This window comes from Streptomyces actinomycinicus, assembly GCF_016741775.1.
Lineage (GTDB): Bacteria > Actinomycetota > Actinomycetes > Streptomycetales > Streptomycetaceae > Streptomyces > Streptomyces actinomycinicus.
In genome coordinates, this window is the sequence record NZ_JAERRK010000002.1 from 247,124 (window position 1) to 269,569 (window position 22,446).

Genomic DNA, 22,446 nt, shown 5'->3' on the forward strand with positions numbered 1-22,446 from the left:
CCGGGCCGGGGCGGTCAGATCCAGTTCAGCCGCCACAGCCGGAACACGCCCGTGCCGTCCGTCAGGTACTGGCCGCCGCCCACGTCCTCGGTGCTGACCACGTACTCCTTGCGCTGCCACAGCGGGAGCAGCGGAACGTCCCGGGCCACGGTGGTCTCGATGTCACGGAAGTCGTTCACGGCCCGGCTGCGGTCCGCGAACTGCCGGCTGTCCAGGATGAGATGGTCGACCAGCTTGTTGCTGTACCCGGTGCTCATGGTGGAGCCGGTGCCGACGAGCGGGGCGCCGAATGTGTCCGCGTCGGGATAGTCGGCCACCCAGCCGACCGCCCACGCGTCCATCTTCCCGGCGGCCCAGCGCTTCTGGAAGTCGGTCCACTCGTAGCCCTTGACGTCCACCTTGAACAGACCGCTCGTCTCCAGCTGCTTCTTCAGTTCCGCCGCCTCCTGGGCGCCCGCGCCCCGGCCGATGCCGTAGCCGAGGGTGAAGCGCACCGGCAGGCTCACGCCGGCCTCCGTGAGCAGCGCGCGCGCCTTCTCGGTGCTCGGCGCGGGGTAGGTGTCGAAGAACGACGTGGTGTGGCCGGTGATCCCGGTCGGGATGAGCGAGTAGAGCGGGTCGACCGTGCCCTCGTAGACCGTCGCCGCCAGCCGCTCGCGGTCGACCAGCCAGGCCATCGCGCGACGCACCCGCGCATCGTGCAGCGGGGAGCCGGAGTGGGTGTTGAAGTACAGGTTGCGGGTCTCGGCGCTGTCGGACTCGGTGACCCGCTGCCCGGGGTCGCTCGGGTTCAGCGCGGACAGCGTCTTCGGCGGCAGCGTCCGGGTGGCGACGTCGACCTGCCGGCCCTTCCAGGCGCGCGCCAGCTTCTCGGAGTCGGCGTAGTAGCGCAGCTCGATCGGGCGGCCGATGCCGCCCAGGGAGCCCTTGTAGTGCTCGTTCGGCGCGAGGTCCGCCTTCTGGTCCTTGGTGTACGCCGTGAGCACGTACGGCCCGGTGCCGTCGACGGCGGCGTCCTGGCGCAGGCCGTGGGCCGGGTACTTGTCCTTGTCCACGATCGCGCCGGCACCGGTGGCGACCTTCAGCGGGAAGGTGGCGTCCGAGGACGACAGGTGGAAGGTGACGGTGTACCTGCCGTCCGCGGTCACCGTGGCCAGCGTGTCGAACAGGGACGCCGGGCCGACATCGGAGTTGATCCTCTTGACCCGCTCGAAGGAGTACTTCACGTCCTCGGCCGTCATCTCGCGCCCGCTCGGGAAGGTGATCCCGGAACGCAGCGTGCACCGGTACGACTTCAGGCCGCTGCCCTCGAAGGCGCAGCTCCGTGCCGCGTCCGGGACCGGTTCGGTGCCGCCCGGCTCGAACGTCAGCAGCGACTGGAACACATTGCTGAACAGCGCCCAGGAACCGGCGTCGTAGGCGCCCGCCGGGTCCAGTGCGGTGACGGCGTCCGTCGTACCGACGGTGATGGTCCTGTTCCCGGAACCCTGTGCCGGCAGCAGCTGCCAGCCGCCGATCCCCACGACGGCGAGCACGAGCAGCGTCACGAGAATCCGCATGCGAACAGATCGCACGGTGGTGCCCTCCCCCAGGCCCCTCAAGGCCCTACCCCTGGCCCAGCACGAAGCGGCCACTTCCCCTAAAGTGACGCGGCTCACCTAAGCACACCGCTTTCACCCGGGGGAAGGGCTTTCTGACCTGTTAGGGAAGAACTTACCGAGGCGTTGTTTCCCGGCGGTTTCACAGCTCCTTCACAGGTGTGGGAGCGGTTCCCGTCATGCGCGCAGGGCAGCCAGTTCGATCACCGTCACGTCCGACGGCGCGCCCACGCGCGTGGGCGGGCCCCAGGCGCCCGCGCCCCGGCTGACGTACAACTGCGTGTCGCCGTAGCGCTCCAGACCGGCGACCGTCGGGTTGGCCGCGGCGGCGAGGAGGCTGCCGGGCCAGAGCTGGCCGCCGTGGGTGTGGCCGGAGAGCTGGAGGTCGACGCCGTGCCGGACCGCCTCGTGGATCTGGACCGGCTGGTGGGCGAGCAGTACGCACGCGCGTGCCGGGTCCCGGTCGCCGAGCGCCCTGCCGAAGTCCGGGCCCTGGCCTTCGCTCTCGCCCTGGAGGTCGTTGACCCCGGCCAGGTCGAAGGACGGCAGTTCGGTGCGGGCGTTCTGCAGCGGGTGCAGCCCGAGGCCGCGGACCTCTTCGACCCACTGTTCGGCGCCGGAGAAGTACTCGTGGTTCCCGGTGACGAAGTACGCGCCGTGGCGGGCGCGGAGGCCGGCGAGGGGGGCGGCGGCGGGCCCGAGGTCCTTGACGCTGCCGTCGACCAGGTCGCCGACGACCGCGATCAGATCGGGCTGGGTGGCGTTGACCGTGTCGACGACCCTCTGCGCGAAGCCGCGGCCCAGGACCGGGCCCAGGTGGATGTCGCTGACGACGGCGATGCGGAAGCCGTGTGCGGCGCGGGGGAGTTTGGCGAGCGGGACGGTGACGCGGTTGATCCGGGGGCCGCGGAGGACTCCGTAGGTGCCGTGGCCGACGGTGGCCGTGGCGATGGTGGCCGCGGCGCCGGCGGCGAGGCGGGCGACGAAGAGGCGGCGGGTGGGGTCCTGGCCGGCCGGTGCTGCCGCCGGCGTACCAGGGGGCTCCGCCCCCTGGACCCCCGTCCCTCGCCCACCCGCCACCCGACCCTGTCGGCCGAGAGGTGAACCCACGGGGTTCCCGCCCGGTGCGTCGAACGGCGTACCCGCGAGATTCCCGCCCGGCGAGGCGAGAGGTGAAATCGTGGCGTTCTCGCCCGGTGCGGCGAGAGATGGACTCGTGGGCTGCTCGGTCGGTCGGGCGTGGGGTGGGCCGGCTGGGCCTCGCAGGACCCGGTGGAGGAGGGGGCGCAGGGGCTCGGTCGCCAGGGTCGTCAGGAGCAGGTACAGCGAGAGGGCCAGCCAGAGGAAGCCGGGCCAGGCCAGGGTGCGCTGGAGCCAGAAGGGGGCGCCGGTGCGTTCCGCCACGAGGGCCCCGACCGCGAGGAGCGGGCCGGCGGTGAAGACCGCGGTGCCGGCACGGCGGGCCGGACCGGGGCCGCGCGTGGTGTCACGGACCAGGCGCCGCCACAGGTACCAGTGCAGGCCCGCCACGGCGGCCAGGACGGCCAGGGCGACGAGCGCGAAGAGGACGACCACCCGCCCGGCCCCTCGCTATGACGTCCGGCGCAGTGCGCGCAGTCCGCGCAACCCGATGCCCCCGATGACCGTCCCCAATACGAAGGAGACGACCGCCAGCAGCAGGTGCACCCAGAAGTACGCGGTCGGGTGACCGTCGTCGAAGGCGAGCCCGCTGCTGTCCTTGACAAGGTTCTTGACGAAAGTGATCCAGATGACCCAGCTCCACACCCCGAAGGCGAGCAGGAACCAGGAGACGGGGCGGCTGAGTTTCACAGCGACGGACCTTTCCGAAAAGCACCGGTCACCCGCAGGCGGCCGGGGGTCCGGGGGGCGCCCCCCGGGCGGGCACAGCATGACATCAGTATCGCCGTCCCCTCTGCGGGCCCGTGCCGGGGGTGGCGGTGCGGGCGGGACTTCACGGTCCGGTGCGGGTACGTTCTCGACCGTGCCCGCACCGAAGATGACCGGCCGGCGGTCCCTGCTGGTGACCTCCGCCACCCTGCTGTCCCTGTCCGTCGGCGCGCCCGCCGCCCTTGCCGAGCCGAGCCCCTCGACGAGCCCGTCGGCCACTCCCCCGGCCGGGATGTCGACCCTCGGCGGCGCCCGGCTCGGGCTGCCGGGCACGCAGGTCAATCTCGCCCCCGGTGTCCCGGTGCTGCCCAAGGACCTCACCGCGCGTTCCTGGATCGTCTCCGACGCCGAGTCGGGCGAGGTGCTCGCCGCGCACAACGCGCACTGGCGGCTGCCCCCGGCGAGCACGCTGAAGATGCTGTTCGCCGACACCGTGCTGCCGCGCTTCCCGCAGAGCACCCGGCACAAGGTGGCCGCGTCGGACCTCGCGGGCATGGGCGAAGGCTCCAGCGTGGTCGGGATAAAGGAGGGCAGCACCTACTCGGTGCGCGATCTGTGGCTCGGGGTCTTCCTGCGCTCGGGCAACGACGCCGTGCACACGCTGGCCGCGATGAACGGCGGTGTCGAGCAGACCGTGCGGGACATGCAGGACCACGCAGAGGAACTGCAGGCCCTGGACACGCACGTGGTCTCGCCCGACGGTTACGACGCGCCGGGGCAGGTGTCGTCGGCGTACGACCTGACGCTGTTCGCCCGCTCCGGGCTGCAGAAGAAGGACTTCCGCGACTACTGCTCGACCGTGCGCGCCAAGTTCGGGTCCGCGGAGATCCAGAACACCAACCGGCTGCTGAGCGGCGACAGCGACGTACCGGTCTACCAGGGCATCGCGGGCGTGAAGAACGGCAACACCTCGCACGCGGGCGCCACCTTCACCGGGGTCGCCGAGCGGGGCGGCAAGGTGCTGCTGGTTACGGTGATGAACCCGGAGAAGCGCGAGCACAACGAGGTCTACAAGGAGACCGCGAAGTTGTTCGACTGGGGGTTCCAGGCGGTCGGCAAGGTCAACGCCGTGGGCGAGCTGGTGCCGCCGAAGAGCGCCGCGCCGGCCACCGGGCGGCCCGACCCCACCGCGTCCGCCGAGCAGGCGGCCGGGTCCGGCCGGGCCGGCGCCAAGCCGGTGGCGGGCGCCACCGCCGGGTCCGGATCCAGCGGTGCCGGGATCGCCCTGGCGGTCGCGGGCGGACTGCTGGTGTTGCTCGGGGGTGGCGCGTTCCTGGTCAACCGCCGTTGGCCGCTGCCGGATCTGATGCGTCGACGGACGCGTCCGTGACCTCGTCCTCCTTGCTCGGCGTCGCCGTCCAGGCGGCGCAGAACAGGACCAGTTTCGCGGTGAAGTTGATCCACAGCAGCAGGGCCACGGGGACGCCGAACGCGCCGTACACGCTTTTCGCGGCGACGCCCTGGATGTAGCCGCTGAGCAGCAGCTTCAGCAGTTCGAAGCCGATCGCGCCGAGCAGCGCGGCCACCAGCAGGCGGCGGCGCGCCGGCTCCACGCCGGGCAGCAGGGTCAGGACGTAGAGCAGGACCAGGAAGTCGGCGAGCACGGCGACGGCGAACGCGGCGACCTGCAGCAGCAGGCTGCCCCAGCTCTGCTCGTCCAGGCCGATGTGCCGGGACAGCCAGCCGACGGCGGCCGAGGCGAGGGTGGACGCGGCGAGGGTGACCAGCAGAGCGCCGCCCAGGCCGAGCAGGATGCCGGCGTCCTTGGCCTTGTCGAGGAACGGGTTCTCCTCCTGGTCCGGCAGTTCCCACACCGTGCGCAGGCAGTCCCGCACCTGGCCGACCCAGCCGATGCCCGTGAGCAGCAGGGCAGCGCCCGCGATGACGCCGACGGTACCGGCGTTCTGCACCAGGGAGGTCAGCTGTTCGGAGGAGCCCGGGAACTGGTCGGTGATGCGGTGCTCGACGGTCTTCTGGCTGGCGGGGCTGAGCGTGGCGGCGGTGATCGCGGCGGCCACGGTCAGCAGCGGGAACAGGGCCACGAAGCTGACGAACGTCATGGCGGCGGCCAGCCGGGTCCACTTCACCCGGTCCAGTCGCTCGTAACTGCGCCACGCGTGCGTGGTCATCAGCCGGGTGACGATCGGCCCGACGCCGGGCAGCCTCTTCAGCCAGTCCATGATCCGACTGTGCCCGCTGCGCGGGACCGCCAACACCGCGTTTCTTCGCCAGAACGGCCATATGCGGGCGATACGGTCGACTGTCATGAAGGATGCCACCGCACCGCCCACCGCACTGCCCCGGTCCCTGCTCGTCCTCGGCGGTACGTCCGAGATCGCGCTGGCCACCGCGCGCCGGCTGATCGCCCGCCGCGCCCGCACGGTGTGGCTGGCGGGCCGCCCCTCTCCGGCGCTGGAACAGGCCGCCGGCGGCCTGCGCAGGCTGGGCGCGGACGTTCGCACGCTCGCCTTCGACGCCCTCGACCCCGAGTCCCACGAGACCGTGCTGGGCAAGGTGTTCGCCGAGGGCACCATCGACATGGTGCTGCTCGCCTTCGGTGTCCTCGGCGACCAGGCCCACGACGAACGCGACCCGGTCCGCGCCGTGCAGGTCGTCCGGACCAACTACACCGGGGCCGTCTCGGCGGGCCTGGTCGCGGGCCGCGCGCTGCAGACCCAGGGCCACGGCTCCCTGGTCGTACTGTCCTCGACCGCCGCCGAACGCGCCCGCCGCTCGGACTTCATCTACGGCTCCAGCAAGGCCGGCCTCGACGCCTTCGCCCAGGGCCTCGGCGACGCCCTGCACGGCACCGGCGTCCATGTCATGGTCGTGCGCCCGGAGTTCGTCCGGACGAGGGGCACGGCCGGCCGTCCCCGGCCGCCGCTCGGCACGACACCGGAGGCGGTGGCCACGGCGATCGAACTGGGGCTGCGCCGGCACTCGGAGACGGTGTGGGTGCCGGGCAGGCTCCGGCTGCTCATGTCGCTGCTGCGGCACGCACCACGGCCGCTCTTCAGACGGCTTCCGCTGTAGCGCACCGAAAGGGCGCGGGGAACGGCGCGGACGGCCACGACGGCGCCGCGGCCGGACCGCCACCGGTCAGGGCACGACCCGCGGGACGCAGATGTCGGCGTGGCCGGCCTGCGGCGGCACGACGGATCCGCCGAACGTGTACTCCCGCAGCTTGCGCCAGACTCCGTCGGCACCCTGCTCGTACAGCGCGAAGCCGGTGCACGGCCACTGGGCGTCGAAGCCCGCCAGCTCCTCGAAGGCGCGGTCCATCGCCGCGTCGTCGATGCCGTGGGCGACGGTGACGTGCGGGTGGTACGGGAACTGCAGCTCGCGCGCCATCGGTCCGGAGGCGTCCCGGACCCGCTGCTGGAGCCGGGAGCAGGCCTCGGCGCCCTGGACGACGCGGACGTAGACCACCGGCGACAGGGGCCGGAAGGTGCCGGTGCCGGAGAGCCGCATCGGGAACGGCCGGCCGGCCGCGGCGACCTCGGTGAGGTGTGCGTCGACGGCCGGCAGGTCGGCCTCGGCCACCTCGGTCGGCGGCAACAGCGTGACGTGCGTGGGGATGCCGTGAGCCGCGGCGTCGCCGAAGCCCGCGCGCCGCTCCTGGAGCAGGCTGCCGTGAGGCTCCGGGACCGCGATCGACACGCCGATCGTTACGGTCCCCACGTCTTCTCCTGTCGTCGCGTCTGTCGTCTTCTCGGCCGTCTCGTCCCGGCCGTCGGCTATCGACTGTACGGCCCCGGATGTCCTGTGGGCAGGCGCAGCGGAAGTGATGTGCAGCGCTCTGTCCGTCCGGGGCCGAGTGCGGTCGTACGCCTCAGTGCTTGGCCGGCAGGAAGCCCACGCGGTCGTACGCCTGAGAGAGCGTCTCGGCGGCCACGGCACGCGCCTTCTCCGCGCCCTTGGCCAGGATCGAGTCGAGCGTCTCGGGGTCGTCCAGGTACTGCTGGGTGCGCTCGCGGAACGGGGCCACGAACTCCACCATGACCTCGGCGAGGTCGGTCTTCAGGGCGCCGTACATCTTGCCCTCGTAGTCCTGCTCCAGCTCGCCGATCGACTTGCCGGTCAGGGTGGAGTAGATGGTGAGGAGGTTCGAGACGCCCGGCTTGTTCTCGGCGTCGAAACGGATCACCGTGTCGGTGTCGGTGACGGCGCTCTTGACCTTCTTGGCGGTGGCCTTCGGGTCGTCGAGGAGGTTGATGAGGCCCTTCGGCGTGGAGGCCGACTTGCTCATCTTGATCGACGGGTCCTGGAGGTCGTAGATCTTCGCCGTCTCCTTGAGGATGTACGGGTCCGGGACGGTGAAGGTCTGGCCGAACCGGCCGTTGAAGCGCTCGGCGAGGTCACGGGTCAGCTCGATGTGCTGGCGCTGGTCCTCACCGACCGGTACCTCGTTCGCCTGGTACAGCAGGATGTCGGCGACCTGGAGGATCGGGTACGTGAACAGGCCGACGGAGGCGCGGTCGGCGCCCTGCTTGGCGGACTTGTCCTTGAACTGCGTCATGCGGCTGGCCTCGCCGAAGCCGGTGAGGCAGTTCATGACCCAGGCCAGCTGGGCGTGTTCGGAGACGTGGCTCTGCACGAAGAGGGTGCAGCGGTCCGGGTCCAGGCCCGCGGCCAGCAGCTGGGCGGCGGCGAGCCGGGTGTTGGCCCGCAGCTCCTTCGGGTCCTGCGGGACCGTGATCGCGTGCAGGTCGACGACCATGTAGAACGCGTCGTGGGACTCCTGCAGGGCCACCCACTGGCGGACGGCGCCGAGGTAGTTGCCGAGGTGGAACGAGCCAGCCGTGGGCTGAATGCCGGAGAGCACGCGGGGTCGGTCAGAGGCCATGTCCACCATTCTCTCAGAGGGTGAGGGGGTGGTCGGCCCGTCGGGTGGGGGTGGGCTTGGGAACGCGGGGGACTGCGGCGCCGTTGTGGCCGTTCGCGCAGTCCCCGCGCCCCTGACGGGGCGGTGCCCCGTACGGCGTCGGTCAGCCGAGGTCGATCTCCGGGTACAGCGGGAAGCCCGCCACCAGGTCCGTCGCCCGCTGGGCGATCTCCTGGGCCACCTTCTCGTCCAGGAGGTGGGCGGCCTTGGAGGGGGCGCCGGACTTGGTGGTGCCGGGCTCGGTGGTGGTGAGGACGCGGTCGATGAGGCCCGCCACCTCGTCCATCTCGGCCGTACCGAGGCCGCGCGTGGTGAGCGCGGGGGTGCCGATGCGGATGCCGGAGGTGTACCAGGCACCGTTCGGGTCGGCGGGGATGGCGTTGCGGTTGGTGACGATGCCGGAGTCCAGCAGCGCCGCCTCCGCCTGGCGGCCGGTCAGGCCGTAGGAGGTGGCGACGTCGATCAGGTTGAGGTGGTTGTCGGTGCCGCCGGTGACGAGGGTGGCGCCGCGGCGCGTCAGGCCCTCGGCCAGCGCGCGGGAGTTGTCCACGATCCGCTGGGCGTAGTCCTGGAAGGCGGGCTGCCGCGCCTCGGCGAGGGCGACGGCCTTGGCCGCCATGACGTGCGGGAGCGGGCCGCCGAGGACCATCGGGCAGCCGCGGTCGACCTGGTCCTTGAGGGAGTCGTCGCACAGGACCATGCCGCCGCGCGGGCCGCGCAGCGACTTGTGGGTGGTGGTGGTGACGATCTGGGCGTGCGGTACCGGGTCGAAGTCGCCGGTCAGGACCTTGCCCGCGACCAGGCCGGCGAAGTGCGCCATGTCGACCATGAGGGTCGCGCCGACCTCGTCGGCGATCTCGCGCATGATCCGGAAGTTCACCAGACGGGGGTACGCGGAGTAGCCGGCGACGATGATCAGCGGCTTGAAGTCGCGGGCCTGGGCGCGCAGGGCCTCGTAGTCGATGAGGCCGGTGGCGGGGTCGGTGCCGTAGGAGCGCTGGTCGAACATCTTGCCGGAGATGTTCGGGCGGAAGCCGTGGGTGAGGTGGCCGCCGGCGTCCAGGGACATGCCGAGCATGCGCTGGTTGCCGAAGGCCTGGCGCAGCTCGGCCCAGTCGGCCTCGGACAGGTCGTTGACCTGGCGGGCGCCGGTCTTCTCCAGGAAGGGGGCCTCGACGCGGTCGGCGAGGACGGCCCAGAAGGCGACGAGGTTGGCGTCGATGCCGGAGTGCGGCTGGACGTAGGCGTGCCGGGCGCCGAAGAGCGCCTTGGCGTGCTCGGCGGCCAGGGACTCCACGGTGTCGACGTTGCGGCAGCCGGCGTAGAAGCGGCGGCCGACGGTGCCCTCGGCGTACTTGTCGCTGAACCAGTTGCCCATCGCGAGCAGGGTGGCCGGGGAGGCGTAGTTCTCGGAGGCGATCAGCTTGAGCATCTCGCGCTGATCGGCGACCTCCTGGCCGATGGCGTCGGCGACGCGCGGCTCGACGGCGCGGACGACGTCGAGGGCGGCACGGAAGGCCGTGGACTCAGCGGAGAGGGGGGCGGAATTCTCGGGCATCGGGGGACCTCCGGACGGTGTGCTTACAGCGTTCACGTTCGGCCCAGGCGCACGGCACTTTTTTTCCGCTCGGGCCGCTCCCTGATGGTCCGTCCCATCCCAGCGCGCCAGTCACGGCCCGCTCGTCAGCCTACCGGGCGCGCCGCACGGGGAAGATCCCGCGTCCACCATGCGAGCGAGGATAGGAAGGGGTCACCGTCGTGTCCGGGAGAGTCACCGTCGTATCCGGGAGAGGCCGTGACCACTGCTGAAGACCTGATCGCCACCGCCGCCGCGCACTGTGCGCCCACCTACGATCCGCTGCCGGTCGTGATCGCCTCCGGTGCGGGATCGTGGCTGACGGACGTGGACGGGCGGCGGTACCTGGATCTGCTGGCCGGCTACTCGGCGCTGAACTTCGGACACGTCCACCCCCGGCTGGTCGGGGCGGCCAGGGCCCAGCTGGAGCGGCTGACGCTGACCTCCCGCGCCTTCCACCATGACCGGTTCGCCGCCTTCTGCGCCGAGCTGGCGGAGCTGTGCGGGATGGAGATGGTGCTGCCGGTGAACACCGGGGTGGAGGCGGTGGAGAGCGCGGTGAAGACGGCCCGGAAGTGGGGGTACCGGGTGAAGGGGGTGCCCGGCGAGATGGCGAAGGTCGTGGTCGCGGGAGGCAACTTCCACGGCCGTACGACGACGGTCATCAGCTTCTCGACGGACCCGGAGGCGCGGGCGGACTTCGGCCCCTACACGCCGGGGTTCGAGATCGTGCCGTACGGCGATCTGACCGCGATGCGGGCGGCGCTCACGGAGAACACCGTGGCCGTGCTGCTGGAGCCGATCCAGGGCGAGTCCGGGGTGATCGTGCCGCCCGCCGGATACCTGCCGGGGGTGCGGGAGCTGACGCGCGAGCGGAACGTGCTCTTCGTCGCCGACGAGGTCCAGTCGGGGCTCGGCCGGACCGGGCGGACCTTCGCGTGCGAGCACGAGGGGGTGGTGCCCGACATGTACGTGCTGGGGAAGGCGCTGGGCGGCGGGATCGTGCCGGTGTCGGCGGTGGTGTCGAGCGCGGCGGTGCTCGGGGTGTTCCGGCCGGGCGAGCACGGGTCGACGTTCGGCGGGAACCCGCTGGCGTGCGCGGTGGCGCTGGAGGTGATCGCGATGCTGCGGACCGGCGAGTACCAGGCGCGGGCGGCCGAGCTGGGCGAGCGGCTGCACCGGCTGCTGGGCGAGCTGCGCGGCTCGGGCCGGGTGACGGCGGTGCGGGGGCGCGGGCTGTGGGCGGGGGTGGACGTCGCGCCGTCGGCCGGCACCGGGCGGCGGGTCTCCGAGCGGCTGCTGGCCCGTGGGGTCCTGGTCAAGGACACCCACGGGCCGACCGTCCGGATCGCACCCCCGCTGGTGATCGGCGAGGAGGAGCTGGAGTGGGGGCTGGAGCAGTTCGGCGAGGTGCTGTCCGGGGCCTGATCAGCGGAGCGGGATGTCGGTGCCGTGCTGGCCGGCGGGGCGGGGGCCGAAGATGCGCCGGTCGGCTTCGTCGATCGGTACGTCGTTGATGCTCGCCTCGCGGCGGCGCATCAGACCGTGCTCGTCGAACTCCCACAGTTCGTTGCCGTAGGAGCGCCACCAGCGGCCGTCGGCGTCGTGGCACTCGTACTGGAAGCGGACGGCGATGCGGTCGCCGTGGAAGTCCCAGAGGCTCTTGCGCAGGGCGTACTCCTGTTCCCGCTGCCACTTCTCGGTCAGGAAGGCGACGATCTCCTCGCGGCCGGTGACGAACCGGTCGCGGTTGCGCCAGACCGAGTCCGGTGTGTAGGCGAGGGCCACCCGGTGGGGGTCGCGGGTGTTCCAGGCGTCCTCGGCGGCCTGGACCTTCTGGCGGGCGGTCTCCTCGGTGAACGGCGGGCAGGGCGGGCGTCCTTCGGGCACGGCGGTCTCCTCAGGTCGAGAACGTTCGTTCTCCATCGATGCGACTAAAGTAGAGAACGACCGTTCTCAGCGTCAAGGAGACCCGCATGCCGGCCCCGATCACCGAGGAACAGAACCGCCTGGACCGCGAGGCGCTCCTGGACGCGGCGGAGGCGCTCTTCTACGCGCACGGCATCCAGGCGGTCGGGATGGACCGCGTCCGCGAGGCGTCCGGGCTGCCGCTGAAGCGGATCTACCGGCTCTTCGCGACCAAGGAGGACCTCGTGGTCGCCATGCTCCGGCGCCGCGACCGGCGCTGGCGCGGTGACCTGGCCGCCCGCGTGGAGAGCGTGCCGGACCCGCGCGAGCGGGTGCTCGCCGTCTTCGACTGGCTCGGCGAGTGGTTCGCGCAGCCCGGCTTCCGCGGGTGCGCATGGATCAACGCCCACGGCGAGCTGGGCGCGTCCTCGGAGCCGGTCCGGGCCGAGGTCCGGTCGCACAAGCAGGCCTTCCACGACCAGCTCGCGGCCTGGGTGCGGGCCACGGGCACCCAGCCGTGCGAGCCGGTGTTCCTGCTGGCCGAGGGAGCCATCGTCACCGCGGGCATCACCGGCGATCCGGCCGCGGCGGCCCAGGCACGGGCGGCGGTGGAGAGGCTGCTCGGGAGCCGGACCTGATGCCGCCCGGCCGTGCGGCCGCCGCCCGCTAGAGGATCACATGCGGCAGGAAGCGGGCGTACTCGTCCGTGATCAGGCCCGTGGACTCGCGGATGCCGAGGCCGGCCGACTCGTCCTGGACGACCCAGGCACCGAGGACGACGTGGTTGCCGTCGAAGGCGGGCAGCGGGGCGAACTGCTGGTAGCAGCAGGGTTCGTCGCGCAGGACGGCCGGTGCTCCCGGCCGGTGCACGGTGACGCCCTCGCCCTCGCGGCCGAGCAGGGGCTTGGCGACGTAGCCGGCCGACCCGGCCAGCTCGCGGGGACCGTCCAGGTAGGCGGGGAGGAGGTTGGGGTGGTCCGGGTACAGCTCCCAGAGGACGGGCAGCAGGGCCTTGTTGCTCAGCAGCATCTTCCAGGCGGGCTCGATCCACAGGGTGCTGCCGGTGCCGCCGCCGTTGTCCAGGGTGTCCAGGACGTGCCCGCCGAAGGCGTCGGTGGTGAGCCACTCCCAGGGGTAGAGCTTGAAGATGCTGCGGATGAACCGGAGCTGGTTGTCCACGAAACGGCCGGACAGGCTGTCCCAGCCGATCTCCTCCATGGCGAGCCAGCCGGTGGTCAGGCCTGCCTGCTCGGCGGTCTCCTTCAGGTAGGCGACCGTCATCAGGTCCTCGCCGAGTTCGTCGGCGGCGGAGTGCGCGAAGTGCAGGGGGCTGCCCGGCGGCAGCAGGGCGGCCTGGGAGCGCCAGGCGTCGACCAGGCGCTCGTGCAGGGAGTTCCACTGGTCGGCGCCGGGGAAGCGTTCCTCCATCCAGAACCACTGCGGGGAGGCGGCCTCGACCAGGGAGGTGGGCGTGTCGGCGTTGTACTCCAGCAGCTTCGCCGGTCCCGTGCCGTCGTAACGGAGGTCGAAGCGGCCGTAGACGGACGGGAGTTCGGCGCGGCGGTGCCAGGCCTCGGTGACCGCCGCCGCCACCCGCGGGTCGGTGATGCCGAGGTCGCCGAGCCGGTCCTCCGCCACGATGTGTCCGGCCGCCGCCAGGCACATGCGGTGCAGCTCCTCGACGGTCTCCTCCAGCGCCTCGACCTCGTCCAGGGAGAAGACGTAGTAGGCGCTCTCGTCCCAGTAGGGGCGCAGCGATCCGTCGGGGTGGCGGGTGAGCGGGTAGACGAGGCCCTGCTCCTCGACGGTCTGCTGCCAGCCGGGGCGGGGGGTGGTCGTACGGCGTTCCACGGGCGTGTTCCGTCAGCCGCCGGAGCTGCCGTGGCCGCCGCCGAAGCCGCCCCGGTGGACGCCGCCGCCGCTGTGGTGGTCGTCGTCGTACGAGGAGCCGCTGCCCGAGCCGCCGCCGGACCTGGTGAAGGAACCGCCGTCGACCCAGCCGTCCTCCTCCTCGCCCGAGTAGTACCAGGCGGCGTCGGCCTTCTTCTTGGCGCCCTTCTTGACGGGCTTCTTCCTGCCGGAGGAGCCCGCGGTCGCACCGGTGGTCTTGCAGTCCTTGTCGGAGACGACCTTGTAGCCCTTGGTGACGTCATAGCTGTCGCGGTCGACGCAGCGCTTGTCCGGTTCGGACGAGCAGGCGGTGAGCGCGGCGGCCAGCAGTCCCATACCGCCGAGGACGACCGCGCCGGAGCGGAGCTGCCTTCGTGTCTGCGCCATGGTGGTGTCTCCCCCGTCAGGTGTCATGTCCGGCGGACAGCCTAGAGACCGGTGCGGGCGACCCAGCGGCTGCCCCCGCGATCTCCCGCCCCCTAGAGTCGCTTCGTGCTCTTTGGAATGGTGTGCGCCCTCGGGGCGGCGGTCTGCTTCGGCACGGCGACGGTGTTGCAGGCGGTGGCCGCGCAGGCGGCGGGCGCCGAAGGGGGTGGGGACGCGGCGCTGCTGCTGCGGGCCCTGCGCCAGTGGCGGTACCTCGCCGGACTCGCCCTGGACGGGCTGGGCTTCCTGCTGCAGATCGCGGCGCTGCGGTCCGTCCCGATCTACGCGGTGGGCGCGGCCCTGGCGGCGAGCCTCGCGGTGACCGCGGTGGTGGCGGCGCGGCTGCTGCGGGTCCGGCTGAGCGGTCTGGAGTGGTCGGCCGTCACGGTGGTGTGCGCGGGGCTGGCCATGCTGGGGCTGGCCTCGGGCACGGAGGGCGAGCGCAGCGGCCCGGGATGGCTGCGGTACGCGATGCTGACGGCCGCGGTCGGTGTGCTGCTGCTCGGCGCGGCCGGCGGGCGCCTGTCGGGGCGGGGCCGGGCGCTGCTGCTGGGACTCGGCGCCGGGTTCGGGTTCGGGGTGGTGGAGGTGTCCGTACGGCTGATCGACTCGCTGCGGCCGGCCGATCTGCTGGCCGACCCGGCGGTGTACGCCCTGCTGCTCGGCGGTGGTGCCGCGTTCCTGCTGCTCACCTCGGCCCTGCAGCGGGGCTCGGTGACCACGGCGACGGCCGGCATGGTGATCGGCGAGACGATCGGCCCGGCCGCGGTGGGCGTGGTCTGGCTCGGCGACCGCACCCGGGAGGGCCTGGCCTGGCTGGCGGTGCTGGGGTTCGCGGTGGCGGTGGCGGGCGCGCTGGCCCTCGCCAGGTTCGGAGAGGCACCGGTGGCGGACCGGGCGTGACGCCACCGGTGCACGGGGGCGGCTTCGCTAGGGAAGGACGGTCGTCGAGCGAAGCGCGTGGTGGTCGGAACCCCACGTGCCGGCCGAGACCGCGCAGGCGGTGTGCCCGGCCCCGAAGATGTAGTCGATCTTCGAGTTGTTGGCGGTGTTCTGGCCGTCCCGGGCGCTGTTGGGATCCTGCAGCTGGCTGCACTCGCGGTACGCGTCGTACGCCGGGTCGAGGACGGCGTGGCCGTCCCAGCCGCGGCCCGGCGGATTGACGTTCAGGTCGCCGCCGAACACCACCCGGTAGTTGCCGGTCCTCGCGTTCGCCAGGTCGGCCATCACCTCGTCGCGCTGGGTGCCGTGGTGACTCCAGTCGGTGTCCTCGTAGCCCGCGCCGCCGGTGCTGAAGTGGGCGCCGCAGTACATGACGGCCTTCGACTCGACGGCCGCGCACAGGGCGGCCCGCTGCTCGGCGCCGGCCGGTGAGTCGAGGATGTGCGCCCGGTACCAGGTGTTCTCCTCCGGCACGGCGAGGCTGATGCCGTACGCGCCCCGGTTGCCGTACCCGGTGGCGTCGGCGCACTCCTTCTGCGCCTTGACGGTGCCGCCGCCGGTGGTGACGCCGTAGTAGATGGGCGCGAAGCGGACGTCCCAGCCGGTGCCGGTGCGCGATTCCAGCGCCGTCTCGATCGACTTGGCGAACTTCTCGCAGGTCTCCTCGAAGAACAGCGCGTCGGGCATGTAGGTGGCGCTGACGTCGCCGAGCTGCCCGATGACCTGGTCGGCGATGTGGTCCGGCGTCGCGTGGTGGTTCGTGCAGCCGGTGTTCTGGTCCCCGCACAGGTTCCAGGCCATCACCTTCACCGAGGAGGACGAGGGCGTGGCGGGAGTGGGCGGAGTGCCCCACTGCTTCGTGTCACCGGCGTCGGCGCCCACATGGTCGTCGCCGGCCGGGACGAGCCGGAACCGCTCCCAGGAGCCGATCCTCGCCCCGTCCGGCGTCCGGGCCCGCAGCACCGCGTAGTCGGGGTCCGTGGTGGCGTAGCTGAGGTCCGCGGCGACGTACTTGCCGGCGATGGGCGAGAACAGCTTGTAGTACTCGCCGTCCACGTCGCTGCCGTCGTACGTCAGCGTCAGCTGCTCCCAGGTGCCGAGGTGGTCGCCCTGCGCGCGGAGCTTGTCGCTGTTGTTGACGTCGGTGCTGACGAACATCCCGTTGCCCTCGCTGCGGAGGCTGATGTGCGCGCCCTTGTCCTCGGTGTGCAGCGTGAACCGCTCCGTGACGCCGATCGTGCCGGCGACCGCCCGCAGCCTGGCGTAGTCCCCGCCCGCGCCGACGGCCGGGGCCGAGACGAACTTGCCGGTCGCCAGGCTCTTCAGGCCCCAGGCCTGCCCGGCGGACTTGCGGAGCTGCACGGGATCGGCGGCGGCGCTCGCCTGCCCGGGCCACTGCCACTGGACGCAGATGATCAGGCTGAACAGCGCGGCCAGTACGGCTATGGCTCTTCGCATGGGCACCCCTCCCTGTCGTGCGGTGCGTGTTCGATGCACGACCTCGGATGTTCGATTCAAGAGGCGGTGACACTACCCGACGCGGGGGTCACGGGGCGCCGCGGTCAGGGCAGGACGCGGCACAGCGCCTCCAGTGCGCCCGACCATGCGCTGTCCGGCGGTGTGCCGTAGCCGACGACCAGGGCGTCCAGCGGCTCGGCGAGGGCTTGCGGGTGCCGGTGGTAGGCCAGACCGTGCAGGGCCAGGCCCTGCCAGGCCGCGGCCTGGATCACCGCCCGCTCGGTGCCCGGCGGCAGGCGCAGCATCGCGTGCAGTCCGGCGGCGATCCCGGTGACCCGGACCCCGGGGGCGCGGGCGGCCACGGCGGCGGCGAGGGCGTCGCGGCGGCGCCGGTAGCGCAGCCGGGAGGAGCGTACGTGGCGGTCGTAGGCGCCGGAGGTGAGGAACTCGGCCAGGGTCAGCTGGTCCAGCACCCCGCAGGTGTCGGTGCCGCCCTTGGCCGCGGCCGCCTCCTCCACCAGGGACGGCGGCAGCGCCATCCAGCCCAGCCGCAGTCCGGGTGCCAGGGACTTGCTGGTGGTGCCGAGGTGGATCACGTGGTCGGGGTCCAGGCCCTGCAGGGCGCCGACCGGCTGCCGGTCGTAGCGGAACTCGCCGTCGTAGTCGTCCTCCAGGACCAGCCCGCCGGTGCGCCGGGCCCATTCCACGACGGCGGTCCGCCGGTCGGGGTGCAGGGTCGTGCCCATCGGGAACTGGTGGGCGGGCGTGAGCAGGACCGCGCCCTCGTTGCACAACGTCCCGGGGTCGGTGCCCAGTTCGTCGTACGGCAGCGCGGGGGTCGTCAGCCCTGCGTCCCGCAGCAGCCCCCGGTGGACGTCCAGCCCGTAGGACTCCACGGCCACCGTCCGCACTCCGCGTGCCCGCAGCATCGGGCCGAGGATGCGCAGGGCGTGCGAGAAGCCCGCGGTGATCAGGATCGTGTCGGGGTCGGTGCGGACACCACGGGCGCGGGCGAGGTAGCCGGCGAGGGCGGTGCGGAGTTCGGGGCGGCCGCGCGGGTCGCCGTAGCCGAGGGCGTCGAAGGGGGCGGTGGCCAGGGCCCGGCGGGCCGCCTTGAGCCACTCGGTGCGCGGGAAGGCGGCGAGGTCGGGGGTGCCGGGGATGAGGTCGTAGGCCGGCCGGGCGGGTTCACGGCGCCGGGGTGCGGTGTCCCCCGGCGGGGCGACGGCCCGGTCCGCGACCCGGGTGCCGGAGCCCTGGCGGGCGGTGAGCCAGCCCTCGGCGACCAGGTCGGCGTAGGCCTCGGCAACGGTGTTGCGGGCGATGCCGAGGTCGGCGGCGAGGGAGCGGGAGGAGGGCAGCCGGGTGCCGGGGGCGAGGCGGCCGGTGCGCACCGCGTCCCGCAGCGCGTCGGTGAGGCCGCGGCGCAGTCCGCCCGCGCCGGCCGGTTCGAGGTGCAGGTCGATGCCCAGAGTGGCCCAGGATCTTGCCATGGAAATGGACCATACGCCTGGGCTGCCCGGCTCCTAGGGTCGGATACATGAGTACTGCACAGGAAACCGTCGAATACGCCCCCGAACAGCCGTCGCGGCTGGCCTGGGCCGAGCACGCGCCCGAGGTCTACAAGGCGATGATCCGCCTGGACGCCGCGGCCGCGAAGGGACTGGACCCGAAGCTGTACGAGCTGGTGAAGATCCGCGCCTCGCAGCTCAACCACTGCGCGTTCTGCCTCGACATGCACACCAAGGACGCCCTGGCGGCCGGTGAGAGCGTGGAGCGGATCGTGCAGCTCGGCGCGTGGGAGGAGTCGCGGCACTTCTACACCGACAAGGAGCTGGCGGCGATCGAGCTGACCGAGGCGATCACCGTGCTGACCGACGGGTTCGTGCCGGACGAGGTGTACGAGAAGGCCGCCAAGCGGTTCGAGGAGGCCGAGCTGGCCCAGCTGATCGCCGCGATCACCGTGATCAACGCCTGGAACCGGTTCGGTGTGAGCACGCGCATGGTCCCGGGCCACTACCAGCCGGGCCAGTACAGGTGAGCAAGGCGGAGGCGTTCCGCGCCCTGCACCTGCGCCGCGCACCGGGCGACCCGCTGGTCCTGCCCGGACCCTGGGACGCGTCCAGTGCGCGGACGTTCGTGGCGGCCGGTTTCCCGGCGCTGGCCACGCCGAGCGCGGGGGTGGCCGCCTCGCTCGGGTACGCGGACGGGGCGACTCCGGCCGACGAGATGTTCGCCGCGGTCGCCCGGATCACGCGGGCGGTGGACGTACCGGTGTCGGCGGACGTCGAGGACGGCTACGGGCTCGCCCCGAAGGAACTGGTCGAGCGGCTGCTGGAGGCGGGCGCCGTCGGCTGCAACCTGGAGGACTCGGCCGGGGGCGTGCTCAAGGCCCCGCACGCGCAGGCCGAGTTCCTCGCCGAGGTGCGGGCCGCCGCGGCCGACGCGCTGTTCGTCAACGCCCGGGTCGACGTCTTCGTCCACGGCGACGGCGATCCCGAGCGGGCCATCGAGCGGGCCGCCCTGTACCGCGCGGCCGGCGCCGACTGCGTGTACCCGATCCTCGCCCCCACGGCCGTACTGCCGCTGCTGCGGGCCGGGATCGCGGGCCCGCTGAACGCCCTCGCCCTGCTGGACGGGGACGGCCCCGCGCCCGCCGCGCTCGGCGAACTCGGGGCCACCCGTGTCACGTTCGGGCCAGGACTCCAGCGGCGGGCCACGGCCGCGTTGCAGGAGATCGCGGGCGGCCTGCTGCCGTGAGGCCGGTCAGGACAGCCACTTCTTCCACACGTCGGGGTGGCTGTCCACCCACTTCTCCGCCGCCTCCTGCGGGTCCAGCTTCTGTTCGGCGATCATCAGGGAGACCTCGTTCTGGTCCTCCGTGGTCCACCTGAACTTCTTCAGGAAGGCCGCCGCCTTGCCGCCGGACTTCGCGAAGTCGGCGTTGAGGTACTTCTGCAACGGGGTGTGCGGGTAGGAGCAGGCGACCTTCGCGGCGTCCGCGTCGCAGCCGTCCTTGTACGGAGGCAGCTTGACCTCCGTCATGGGGACCTTCTTGAACAGCCACTGCGGCGCGTACCAGTACGTCAGGAACGGCTTCTTCTCCTTGGCGAACTGCTTGATCTGGGTGATCTGCGCCGCCTCGGAACCGGCGAAGACGACCTGGTAGTCCAGCTTCAGGTTGTCCACCAGGGCCTTGTCGTTGGTGACGTAGGACGGGGAACCGTCCATCAGCTGGCCCTTGCCGCCGCTCTCCGGGGTGCGGAAGAGCGAGGCGTACTTGTTCAGGTTCTTCCAGTCCGTGATGTCCGGGTGCTGCTCGACCAGGTACGTCGGCACGAACCAGCCGATGTGACCGGTCACCCCGAGGTCGCCGCCGCGGGCGATCGTCTTCTTGTCCTCGACGTACCGCTCCTCCTGGTCCGGGTGGCCCCAGTCCTCCAGGAGGGCGTCGACCCGGCCCTGGCTGAGCGCGTCCCAGGCGGGCACCTCGTCGACCTGGACGGTGTCGACGCGGTAGCCGAGCTTGTGCTCCAGGATGTACTGGGCGACGGCCACGTTGGACTGGGCGCCCACCCAGGACTGCACGGACAGGGTGACCGTCCTCGCGCCCTGGGCGTTCGCGAACGGGCTGGCCTGCTTGGTCATGTCGGCGGCGCCGCAGCCGGTCAGCAGGGCGAGCGCGGATGCACCGGCGGCCGCCGTGAGGATCGTACGGATACGCATGTCACGCTCCCTTCTTCGCGCGGCGTCCGGTCGGCTGGGTCACCCGGTCCAGCATCAGGCCCAGGCAGACGATGGCGGCACCGGCGACCAGGCCGGTCGCCAGGTCGCCCTGGGCGAGGCCGAAGGCGACGTCGTAGCCGAGGGCGCCGCCGCCGACCAGGCCGCCGATGATGACCACGGCCAGGACGAGGACCACGCCCTGGTTCAGGGCGAGCAGCAGCGAGCGCCGGGCCAGCGGGAGCTGGACCTGCCACAGCTGCTGGCGGCCGGTCGCGCCGAGCGAGCGTGCGGACTCCAGCGCGGCCTGGTCGACCTGGCGCAGGCCCTGCGCGGTGATCCGGACGACGGCCGGGAGGGCGTAGACGACGGCCGCGGCGACCGCGGGGGCACGGCCGACGCCGAACAGGGCGACGACCGGGATCAGGTACACGAACTGCGGCATGGTCTGGAAGACGTCGAGGACCGGGCGCAGCGCGCGTTCGACACGGTCGCTGCGGGCCGCGGCGATGCCGGTCGCGAAGCCCAGGACGAGGGTGACGGCGACGGCCGCGAGGACCTGCGAGAGGGTGTCGAGCGACGGTTCCCAGACGCCGAGCACGCCGATCGCGGCCATGGCGAGCACGGCGGTGAGCGCGGTCCGCCAGGTGCCGATCAGCCAGGCCAGCGCGGCCACGATGAGCAGCACGGACCACCAGGGCAGCCACTGCAGGCCGTCGCGGACGGGGTCGAGCACCCAGGTGGTGAAGTGGCCCGCCCAGTCCGCGGTGCCGCCGACGACGGGGACGCCGGAGTACAGGTGGGCGGTCATCCAGTCGACGGCACGGTTGACCGGCTCGGCGATGTCCACCGTCCAGCCGGACGGCCAGTCGAGCGCGCCGAGGAGACGGGTGGCGAGCGCGACCGCCACGGTGACGGCCAGGGCGTAGGGCCAGCCGATGGTGCGGGACCGCGTGGTTCCCGCACCGGCCGCTCCGGTCACCCGGTCCAGCACCACCGCGAGCAGCACGATCGGGATGCCGGCCGCGAGGGCCGCACCGACGTCGACCGAGGCGAGGGCCTGGTAGACGCGGTCACCGAGACCGCCGGCGCCGATGAGCGAGGCGATGACGGCCATGGACAGCGCCATCATGATCGTCTGGTTGAGGCCGAGCAGCAGTTCCTTGCGGGCCAGCGGGATGCGAGCGGTCAGCAGCCGCTGCCGGGAGGTGGCGCCGAGGGACTCCACGGCCTCCAGGACTTCGGGGTCGGCGCCGCGGAGGCCGAGCGCGGTGAGGCGGGCCATCGGCGGGGCGGCGTAGACGACGGTGGCGAGGACGGCCGCGGGGACGCCGATGCCGAAGACCAGGACGACGGGGAGGAGGTAGGAGAAGGCCGGGAGCACCTGCATGGTGTCCAGGACCGGGCGCAGGGCGCGGTCGAGCCGGTCGGAGAGGCCGGCGGCCAGACCGAGGACCGCGCCGACGGCCACGGAGGCGAGTACGGCGACCACCATCAGGGCGAGGGTCTGCATGGTCGGGACCCACATGCCGAGGGCGCCGCAGGTCAGGAACGCCACGGCCGAGCCGGCGGCCAGGCGGGGTCCGGCCACGCGCCAGGCGACCAGGGCGCCGAGGGCCGTGACGCCGGTCCAGCCGGCGGCGAGCAGGGTGAGGTACACGGCGCGTACGGAGAGGACGACCGCGTTGCTGATGTAGCCGAAGAAGTAGAGGAACAGCGGGTGGCTGTCCCGGTTGTCGATCACCCAGTCACTGGCCGACGCGAGGGGTTTGTCCAGGCTGACGGTCAGGGCGTCGGGCCAGGCTCCGTTGCCCCAGCGGGTGAGGAACGGGGCCAGTACGGCGGCGAAGAGGGCGAGCAGCAGGAGTTTGCCCGCGGCCCGGCTCCTGAGGACGCGGGGTTTGTCCGTGCGCGTGGTGGGGACGGTGAGCGTTGCCATCAGACGGCCTCCGGACTGGTGCGGGGGCCCTCCGGGCTGGTGCGCGGGGCAGGTGGGGTCGCTTGCCGGTGCTTGCCGGGTGTCTCCCCGGCGCTCGGCTTCGCTCGCGCGTGGCCCGGGTCGTCCTTCCGCGCCGCTCCGGCGCCCTTCCGCGCCGCCTCGGCGGCACGGCTGAACGCGGCCACGCCGGCAC

General features: G+C 72.4%; 21 protein-coding genes and 1 riboswitch. Of the genes, 7 read left to right on the top strand and 14 right to left on the bottom strand.

Annotated features, from left to right (window positions below; translation table 11 throughout):
• Positions 1–14 precede the first annotated feature (14 nt).
• The 3 genes from JK359_RS05155 to JK359_RS05165 form a co-directional block, all read right to left on the bottom strand.
• Entirely contained in the window at positions 15–1,559 is a 1,545-nt protein-coding gene (locus tag JK359_RS05155; RefSeq protein ID WP_201832058.1) for an ABC transporter substrate-binding protein, read from the bottom strand.
• 216 nt (positions 1,560–1,775) lie between these two features.
• Entirely contained in the window at positions 1,776–3,173 is a 1,398-nt protein-coding gene (locus tag JK359_RS05160; protein ID WP_201832059.1) for a metallophosphoesterase, read from the bottom strand.
• A 15-nt stretch (positions 3,174–3,188) separates the two neighbouring features.
• Entirely contained in the window at positions 3,189–3,428 is a 240-nt protein-coding gene (locus JK359_RS05165) for an SCO4848 family membrane protein (protein ID WP_201832060.1), read from the bottom strand.
• Between the two features lie 172 nt (positions 3,429–3,600).
• On the opposite strand from JK359_RS05165, the gene JK359_RS05170 reads away from it, so the two are divergent.
• Complete coding sequence (locus JK359_RS05170) at positions 3,601–4,836, top strand: D-alanyl-D-alanine carboxypeptidase family protein (protein ID WP_307787973.1); 1,236 nt, start codon at positions 3,601–3,603, stop codon at positions 4,834–4,836.
• Here JK359_RS05170 and JK359_RS05175 read toward each other — a convergent pair.
• A complete protein-coding gene (locus JK359_RS05175) occupies positions 4,784–5,686 on the bottom strand; it encodes a YihY/virulence factor BrkB family protein (RefSeq protein ID WP_201832070.1) in 903 nt (300 codons plus the stop codon). The genes JK359_RS05170 and JK359_RS05175 overlap by 53 nt on opposite strands.
• 85 nt (positions 5,687–5,771) lie before the next feature.
• Between JK359_RS05175 and dprE2 the strand changes: the two genes are divergently transcribed.
• Entirely contained in the window at positions 5,772–6,539 is a 768-nt protein-coding gene (gene dprE2, locus JK359_RS05180; protein ID WP_201832072.1) for a decaprenylphospho-beta-D-erythro-pentofuranosid-2-ulose 2-reductase, read from the top strand.
• A gap of 66 nt (positions 6,540–6,605) precedes the next feature.
• On the opposite strand, the gene JK359_RS05185 is transcribed toward dprE2, so the two are convergent.
• From JK359_RS05185 to JK359_RS05195, 3 genes are all read right to left on the bottom strand, one after another.
• Positions 6,606–7,187: a 2'-5' RNA ligase family protein gene (locus JK359_RS05185; RefSeq protein ID WP_201832074.1), complete on the bottom strand. Its 582-nt coding sequence runs from the start codon at positions 7,185–7,187 to the stop codon at positions 6,606–6,608.
• A gap of 151 nt (positions 7,188–7,338) precedes the next feature.
• Positions 7,339–8,352, bottom strand: coding sequence for a tryptophan--tRNA ligase (gene trpS, locus JK359_RS05190; protein ID WP_201832076.1), 1,014 nt, complete (start codon positions 8,350–8,352; stop codon positions 7,339–7,341).
• Between the two features lie 142 nt (positions 8,353–8,494).
• Positions 8,495–9,949: a glycine hydroxymethyltransferase gene (locus tag JK359_RS05195; protein WP_201832077.1), complete on the bottom strand. Its 1,455-nt coding sequence runs from the start codon at positions 9,947–9,949 to the stop codon at positions 8,495–8,497.
• Between the two features lie 34 nt (positions 9,950–9,983).
• Positions 9,984–10,074, bottom strand: a riboswitch (ZMP/ZTP riboswitch).
• A gap of 112 nt (positions 10,075–10,186) precedes the next feature.
• Here JK359_RS05195 and rocD point away from each other — a divergent pair.
• Positions 10,187–11,395 (top strand): ornithine--oxo-acid transaminase, encoded by a 1,209-nt coding sequence (gene rocD, locus JK359_RS05200; RefSeq protein ID WP_201832079.1) that lies wholly within the window; start codon positions 10,187–10,189, stop codon positions 11,393–11,395.
• On the opposite strand, the gene JK359_RS05205 is transcribed toward rocD, so the two are convergent.
• Positions 11,396–11,857, bottom strand: a complete 462-nt coding sequence (locus JK359_RS05205) for a nuclear transport factor 2 family protein (RefSeq protein WP_307787975.1) — start codon at positions 11,855–11,857, stop codon at positions 11,396–11,398.
• Between the two features lie 86 nt (positions 11,858–11,943).
• Here JK359_RS05205 and JK359_RS05210 point away from each other — a divergent pair, with 86 nt between their 5' ends.
• On the top strand, positions 11,944–12,513 hold the full coding sequence (locus JK359_RS05210; RefSeq protein ID WP_201832083.1) for a TetR/AcrR family transcriptional regulator: 570 nt from the start codon (positions 11,944–11,946) through the stop codon (positions 12,511–12,513).
• Positions 12,514–12,541: 28 nt separating this feature from the next.
• Here JK359_RS05210 and JK359_RS05215 read toward each other — a convergent pair whose 3' ends face one another.
• Both JK359_RS05215 and JK359_RS05220 read right to left on the bottom strand, forming a co-directional pair.
• Positions 12,542–13,726: a glutathionylspermidine synthase family protein gene (locus tag JK359_RS05215; RefSeq protein ID WP_201832085.1), complete on the bottom strand. Its 1,185-nt coding sequence runs from the start codon at positions 13,724–13,726 to the stop codon at positions 12,542–12,544.
• A gap of 12 nt (positions 13,727–13,738) precedes the next feature.
• Entirely contained in the window at positions 13,739–14,152 is a 414-nt protein-coding gene (locus tag JK359_RS05220; protein WP_201832087.1) for a hypothetical protein, read from the bottom strand.
• A gap of 117 nt (positions 14,153–14,269) precedes the next feature.
• Between JK359_RS05220 and JK359_RS05225 the strand changes: the two genes are divergently transcribed.
• Positions 14,270–15,094 carry a DMT family transporter gene (locus JK359_RS05225; RefSeq protein ID WP_201832767.1) on the top strand — a complete coding sequence of 275 codons (825 nt, stop codon included), beginning with the start codon at positions 14,270–14,272 and terminating at the stop codon, positions 15,092–15,094.
• Between the two features lie 27 nt (positions 15,095–15,121).
• Here the strand turns inward: JK359_RS05225 and JK359_RS05230 are convergent, their stop codons facing one another.
• Complete coding sequence (locus JK359_RS05230; RefSeq protein ID WP_201832088.1) at positions 15,122–16,591, bottom strand: endonuclease/exonuclease/phosphatase family protein; 1,470 nt, start codon at positions 16,589–16,591, stop codon at positions 15,122–15,124.
• Between the two features lie 104 nt (positions 16,592–16,695).
• The gene (gene pdxR / locus JK359_RS05235; RefSeq protein ID WP_201832090.1) at positions 16,696–18,084 is read right to left on the bottom strand and encodes a MocR-like pyridoxine biosynthesis transcription factor PdxR; all 1,389 of its coding nucleotides are present in this window, start codon (positions 18,082–18,084) and stop codon (positions 16,696–16,698) included.
• A 47-nt stretch (positions 18,085–18,131) separates the two neighbouring features.
• Here pdxR and JK359_RS05240 point away from each other — a divergent pair, with 47 nt between their 5' ends.
• Together JK359_RS05240 and JK359_RS05245 are read left to right on the top strand one after the other, a co-directional pair.
• The gene (locus JK359_RS05240; RefSeq protein WP_201832092.1) at positions 18,132–18,632 is read left to right on the top strand and encodes a carboxymuconolactone decarboxylase family protein; all 501 of its coding nucleotides are present in this window, start codon (positions 18,132–18,134) and stop codon (positions 18,630–18,632) included.
• Positions 18,629–19,351, top strand: coding sequence for an isocitrate lyase/PEP mutase family protein (locus JK359_RS05245; protein ID WP_201832093.1), 723 nt, complete (start codon positions 18,629–18,631; stop codon positions 19,349–19,351). Before JK359_RS05240 ends, JK359_RS05245 begins: the two co-directional genes overlap by 4 nt.
• A 6-nt stretch (positions 19,352–19,357) precedes the next feature.
• Here JK359_RS05245 and JK359_RS05250 read toward each other — a convergent pair whose 3' ends face one another.
• On the bottom strand, positions 19,358–20,317 hold the full coding sequence (locus tag JK359_RS05250) for an ABC transporter substrate-binding protein (protein ID WP_201832095.1): 960 nt from the start codon (positions 20,315–20,317) through the stop codon (positions 19,358–19,360).
• A gap of 1 nt (position 20,318) precedes the next feature.
• A complete protein-coding gene (locus JK359_RS05255) occupies positions 20,319–22,253 on the bottom strand; it encodes an ABC transporter permease (protein WP_201832097.1) in 1,935 nt (644 codons plus the stop codon).
• Positions 22,254–22,446: the final 193 nt, after the last annotated feature.